This is a genomic window from Mesorhizobium sp. M7A.F.Ca.CA.004.06.1.1 (genome assembly GCF_003999135.1).
GTDB lineage: Bacteria > Pseudomonadota > Alphaproteobacteria > Rhizobiales > Rhizobiaceae > Mesorhizobium.
This window is the reverse complement of record NZ_RZPQ01000421.1, coordinates 1-5,158: the sequence shown is the minus strand read 5'-3', so window position 1 is coordinate 5,158 and position 5,158 is coordinate 1. Positions and strand designations below refer to the sequence as shown.

Annotated in this window: 6 protein-coding genes and 1 pseudogene; 2 read left to right on the top strand and 5 right to left on the bottom strand. The window is 63.2% G+C overall.

Annotated features, from left to right (window positions below; genetic code table 11):
- Positions 1-517, bottom strand: a pseudogene (locus EN906_RS37785) (extensin family protein); the annotation flags it as partial.
- A gap of 108 nt (positions 518-625) precedes the next feature.
- A complete protein-coding gene (locus EN906_RS22310) occupies positions 626-1,051 on the bottom strand; it encodes a DUF3775 domain-containing protein (protein WP_013530064.1) in 426 nt (141 codons plus the stop codon).
- Positions 1,052-1,192: 141 nt separating this feature from the next.
- Here EN906_RS22310 and EN906_RS22305 point away from each other — a divergent pair, with 141 nt between their 5' ends.
- Together EN906_RS22305 and greA are read left to right on the top strand one after the other, a co-directional pair.
- Positions 1,193-1,732 carry a tetratricopeptide repeat protein gene (locus EN906_RS22305; protein WP_127270421.1) on the top strand — a complete coding sequence of 180 codons (540 nt, stop codon included), beginning with the start codon at positions 1,193-1,195 and terminating at the stop codon, positions 1,730-1,732.
- 271 nt (positions 1,733-2,003) lie between these two features.
- The gene (gene greA, locus EN906_RS22300; RefSeq protein WP_013530066.1) at positions 2,004-2,477 is read left to right on the top strand and encodes a transcription elongation factor GreA; all 474 of its coding nucleotides are present in this window, start codon (positions 2,004-2,006) and stop codon (positions 2,475-2,477) included.
- Between the two features lie 242 nt (positions 2,478-2,719).
- Here greA and waaC read toward each other — a convergent pair whose 3' ends face one another.
- The 3 genes from waaC to EN906_RS22280 form a co-directional block, all read right to left on the bottom strand.
- Positions 2,720-3,709 (bottom strand): lipopolysaccharide heptosyltransferase I, encoded by a 990-nt coding sequence (gene waaC, locus EN906_RS22290; protein WP_127270422.1) that lies wholly within the window; start codon positions 3,707-3,709, stop codon positions 2,720-2,722.
- Entirely contained in the window at positions 3,706-4,713 is a 1,008-nt protein-coding gene (gene waaF / locus EN906_RS22285) for a lipopolysaccharide heptosyltransferase II (protein WP_127269896.1), read from the bottom strand. Before waaF ends, waaC begins: the two co-directional genes overlap by 4 nt.
- The coding region (locus EN906_RS22280) for an NAD-dependent epimerase/dehydratase family protein (RefSeq protein ID WP_127375374.1) at positions 4,686-5,158 on the bottom strand (473 nt) is incomplete at its 5' end. The genes EN906_RS22280 and waaF, both read right to left, overlap by 28 nt.

Here is a 5,158-nt window from a genome sequence, read left to right as displayed (position 1 = left end):
GCTGAGCCTCGGGCTCCGCGATGTCGGGTTTTGGTGTCGGCGTTGGCGCGACCGCGGGCGGCTCCGGTTCGCTTTCGGTATCGGTTGAGGGTTCGGGAACTGACGACTCGGGGAGTGCCTGCTTTTCCTGGCGGGATTTTTCTTCGTTGGAACCTTCGGGCGCGCCGGTGGTCTTCGGAGCTTCCGTCTTCTGCTCCTGCGGCTTTGCAGTGTCAGCCTTCCGAGCGTCCGCCGGGCGCGGTTCCGGCACCGGAATGCCGGGCGCTGGTGCCGGAACAGATGGTCCAGGCACCGGAGCATCGGCAGGCAAGGGCAGCGGAGACTGCGTTTTCTGCTGTGTCTGCTTCGGCGTAACCGACCGATGTCTTCGTGGTTTCAGGCGCTTTCCGCCTCGCGGTTTAAGAGGCTGTTCGGCTCTTGGTGTCAACGGCTGCTCTATCCTCGGCGTCAACGGCTGGTGATGCCGATGGCGAAGTCTCGCCTCGGCCGGCATCACCAGTAAGGCCGTGACGGCCATGACGAACAAGATCCTGAACGTTCGGGAAAAGACAATCGACCCCATCGCCGTCAACGGCGCCGACGCAAGGTGGTTGCCTCGGCCGCATCACGAACGGTAACCGCTCCGTTACGCACCGATCGCTTCCAGCCCTTCCTCCAGCCAGTCGGCGAGCAGCGGCATGCCAAGCAGGTATTTCGCGGTGCGCTTGTTGGCGCGTTCGCGCGCGGCCGCCAGCGCGTCCGCCCATTCGGTGGCGTCGTAGTCGCCGCGACCGACCCAGGCCAGCGCGATCAGTTCGGCTGCTTCATCGACATTGAGGTCGTTGATCAGCTCACGCAGCTCTTCCTCGGTCAGATTCTCGGAGCTTTCCTCGGCAAGGCCGTCATGGTGATGGTTGACGTGGGACTCGCCATCGAGTTCGACCTCGTGCTCGGCGCCATCGGCATAGTCTTCATTGACGGCCGCACTCAGCGCCTTGGCCTTGAGGATGAACAGGCGCACAGTGTCGGGGCCGATCGAAAGCTCCCAGTCCTTTTCAAGCCGCCGCTGCAAGGGCCGTCTCCCTCAGGTCGTTTGCCGGATGATAGCGGATTTGCGGCATCCGTCACCTGATGTTCTCCGCACGCAATTTTCCGGGATGAAACGCAAGCCGACCGGCGTTAGTGTTGCATTCTCACCCTCCAGGAGGCTTCGATGCATAAAAGAGTGCTGATCCAGGTGGCGACTGCCCTTGTCGCGCTGCAGTTCCTTGCCGTTCCAGTGTTCGCCGCCGGCGGTGACAGTGGCGGCAGCGATCAGACGGTCACCCAATGCAAGAAGGGCGAAGTCTGGGACAAGAAGAAGAAAAAGTGCGTCGCACCCCAGGAGGGCATGCTCGACGACGACAGCATCTATGATGCTGGCCACGCGTTGGCGATGGCCGGGCGCTATGACGAGGCGATCGCCGTGCTCAGCCTTGCCGCCAACAAGCAGGATCCGCGCATCCTCAACTATCTCGGCTATTCGCACCGCCATTCCGGCCGCGTCACCGTCGGCCTCGGCTATTACGAGGAAGCGCTGCGCATCGATCCGAACTACACGCTGGTGCGCGAATATCTCGGCGAAGCGCATCTGCAGATCGGCGATCTGGCCGGCGCCCGGCAACAGCTGATGGAAATCGAGAAGCGGACCGGCAAGGGTTCGCGCGAATATGGCATGCTGGCCGAGCAGATCGACCATTTCATGAGAAGCTGAAAAGATCCCAGGGCTCTTCCAAGCGGCCGCGAGCGATCGCGGCCGCTTTTTGCTGCCCCCAGCCTCATTCACCGCCCTGGCTGATGAAAACGGGGATGATTTTAGCAAAACCGATTTTTGGGCGTGAAAAACCCGCTGACATTGCTATATTCAGGGAAATTGCGGTGAAACGGTTCCGTTAGCCCGAGGCTGCCGGACCCGTTTTCTTTTTGTACCCATCGACAAGGCTTTCCCCGAAACGCGGGGGTGGCAGCAGGAAAGGTCAGGCATCATGAACAAGGTCCCGATGACAGGCGAGGGGTTCGCGTCATTGAAGGAAGAACTGCGCTGGCGCCAGCAGGAAGAGCGGCCGCGCATCATCGAGGCGATCTCCGAAGCGCGCTCGCATGGCGACCTGTCCGAAAATGCCGAATATCATGCCGCCAAAGAGGCGCAGAGCCTCAACGAGGGCCGCGTCAACGAGCTTGAAGATTATATCGCGCGGGCCGAAGTGATCGACGTCAGCAAGCTCAGCGGCGACAAGATCAAGTTCGGCGCCACCGTGGTGCTGGTCGACGAGGACACCGAGGAAAAGAAGACTTACCGGATCGTCGGCGACCAGGAGGCGGACGTGAAGTCCGGCCGCATCTCGATCTCCTCGCCGATCGCGCGTGCGCTCATCGGCAAGGAAGTCGGCGACGCCATCGAAGTCAATGCGCCTGGCGGTGCCAGGGGATATGAGATCGTCCAGGTGCAGTTCATCTAGGGGATTTGAGGGGGGCGCGGCTGCGATTTTTAAGCTGAGGTTTGCGTCGCCCCTCATCGCCCTGCCGGGCATTTCTCCCCGTATAGTGACGGGGAGAAAGATGCTCCCGTCGACGATTTCGCCGATTTTCAACGTAGCAGAATAGACGCTGGCCTTGCGTTCAGCTCTCTTCTCCCCGTCGTTATACGGGGAGAGGGTGACGGCAGGCGGATGGGGGGCGGCGCTGGCCTTTCCGATTGACCTCAGTTCTTGCCAGCGTTGGCCTTGCCAAGGACCTGGAGTCCCGCCAGCCTCTCTGCCTCCGCCACCACCTCCGCCGGCATCACACGCTTCCCGGGCACTGCCAAAAGCGTCGACGCATATTGCCCGCGCGGACCCGTCAACCCGGGCTCGGTCGCCAGGAACACCGCAACCGTTGGCAGGCCGAAGGCGCTGGCGAGATGGGTCAGCCCGGTGTCGGCGCCGATGACCAGTTCCGAGCGGCCGATGAACTCAGCGATGTCGGCCAGCGGTGACTTTGGCACCACAACTGTCGATGGCACTGCCTTGGCAATGGCTTCGGCCACGGCCTTCTCGCGCTCGTTCGACCAGGTCGTGACCGGCGTTATCCCCCGCTCAATCAGGAGGCGCGCGGTTTCAATCCAGTCTTCGGCCGGCCATTTCTTGTCTTCGCGGCTGGTGCCGTGCAGCAGGAAGGCGGTTTTTCCGGCAATGCCCGCCAGAGTGCCGACGGGCGGCACGATGCCGGAGTCCAGGGTCGAAAGATCGGGCTGATAGCCGAGCGCCAGCCCGAACAGCCGCCGTGTCCGTTCGATGGCGTGCAGGTCGCGCGGCACGGGATAAGTGGCATCGTAGAACAGCGTCGCAGAAGGTTCGCGCGCGCTCGAACGGTCGAAGCCGGCAATGGGGGCGCCGGCCTGCCTTGCCACCAGAGCCGATTTCAGGAGGCCTTGCGCATCGATGACGAGGTCGTAACGGCAATCGCGCAAGGTGCGGCGCAGGGCGGCCGCCTCGTGCCACGTGGCGCCGTCGAGCAGCGCCTTGCGCCAGCGTCGGATCGCCACCGTGTGAATTCTTTCGATCGCCGGGTGAAGCGCGGCGATACCGGCAAATGCCTCTTCGACGCACCAGTCGAAGGTCAGGTCCGGGCGGTGGAAACGGGCATCCTCGACGGCCGGAAAGGTGTGAATGACATCGCCCATCGACGACGTCTTGACGATCAGCACCTTCATGCCGCTGCCGGGATGTCCAGCAGCCGGTCCGCCGCTGCCGCGACTTGGCCGACTTCCAGCGTCTTCAGGCAGTTGAGGTGGCCGAGCGGGCAGACCTTCTGGTGGCATGGCGAGCACGACAGGCCAAGCCAGACCAACTCGCGGCGTTCCCCCAGCGGCGGCGTGTTCTCGGGCGAGGTCGAGCCATAGACGGCGACGATCGGCGTGCCGACGGCGGCCGCGACATGCATCAGCCCGCTGTCGTTGGACACGGCCAGCCTTGCGGCTGATATCAGATCGATGGCGTCCTCCAGCCGCGTCTGTCCGGCGAGATCGACGACGCCGGGGGCCAGGGCCGCGATCTCCGCCGTCACGTCGCGGTCGTTCTTCGAGCCAAACAGAGCAACCTTCAAGCCTTTGCCCATGAAATCGCGGGCAAGCCCGGCATAGCTTTCGCTGGGCCAGCGCTTGGCCGGGCCGAATTCGGCGCCGGGCATCAGGGCCACGAATTTCTGCGGCGCCAAGCCGAAACGGCCGAGCAGGTCGACCTGGTTTTTCGTGTCCACGGTCAGTCGCGGCGCCCGGAAAGTGCCGCCCTGGGCGAGACCGAAATAGGCCTGCGCTGTGCGTCGTTTGATGCTGTCGGGCAATGGCACGATGTCGGTCAACAGGCCATAGCGCATCTCGCGCAAATTGCCGACACGGCGCGGAATACGGGCAAAGAACGGGATCAGCGCCGACTTCCAGCTGCCCGGCAGGATATAGGCCATGTCGTAGCGGCCGCGCAGCAGGCGGCCGAAGCGGCGGCGATGGGTGAATTCGAGCGCGCCGGGTTTGAGCGGAAAGTCGATCTGCTGGCGGATCTCGGGCATGCGCTTGACCAGCGGCGCGGCCCAGGCCGGCGCCAGCACATCGATAGCGGCGTTGGGACGCAACTCCTTCAGCGCCGAAAACAGGCACTGCGCCATCACCATGTCGCCCACCCAGCGTGGGCCGATCACGAGGATCGTTGGGCTTTCAGCCATTCGACATAGTCTCTGACACCGGTTTCCACTGTCCGGAATTGGCCGTTATAACCGGCCGCGCGCAAACGGGACATATCAGCTTGCGTAAAGCTCTGGTAGCTGCCCTTGAGATGGTCGGGAAAGGGGATGAATTCAATCTCGCCTTTCCCCAACGTGTCGATCACCGTTTCGGCTATGGCGCGGAAGGGCTGGGCACGGCCGGTGCCGCAATTGAAGATGCCGCTTGAGCCCTGTTTCCACAGCCACAGATTGACGTCGGCAACGTCGCCGACGTGGATGAAGTCACGGCTTTGTTCGCCGGGTCCGAACCCGTCATAGGCGCCGAACAGTTTCGGGTTCTGGCCTTGTTCGACCTGGTTGAACAGATGGAAGGCGACGGAGGCCATGGCGCCCTTATGCGCCTCGCGCGGGCCATAGACGTTGAAGTAGCGCAAGCCCACGACCC

What these genes read in the sequence shown, in the direction of transcription:
- waaF (WP_127269896.1), bottom strand. Translation starts at nt 4,713, where the DNA reads ATGGCTGAAAGCCCAACGATCCTCGTGATCGGCCCACGCTGGGTGGGC.
- EN906_RS22305 (WP_127270421.1), top strand. Translation starts at nt 1,193, where the DNA reads ATGCATAAAAGAGTGCTGATCCAGGTGGCGACTGCCCTTGTCGCGCTG.
- waaC (WP_127270422.1), bottom strand. Translation starts at nt 3,709, where the DNA reads ATGAAGGTGCTGATCGTCAAGACGTCGTCGATGGGCGATGTCATTCAC.
- greA (WP_013530066.1), top strand. Translation starts at nt 2,004, where the DNA reads ATGAACAAGGTCCCGATGACAGGCGAGGGGTTCGCGTCATTGAAGGAA.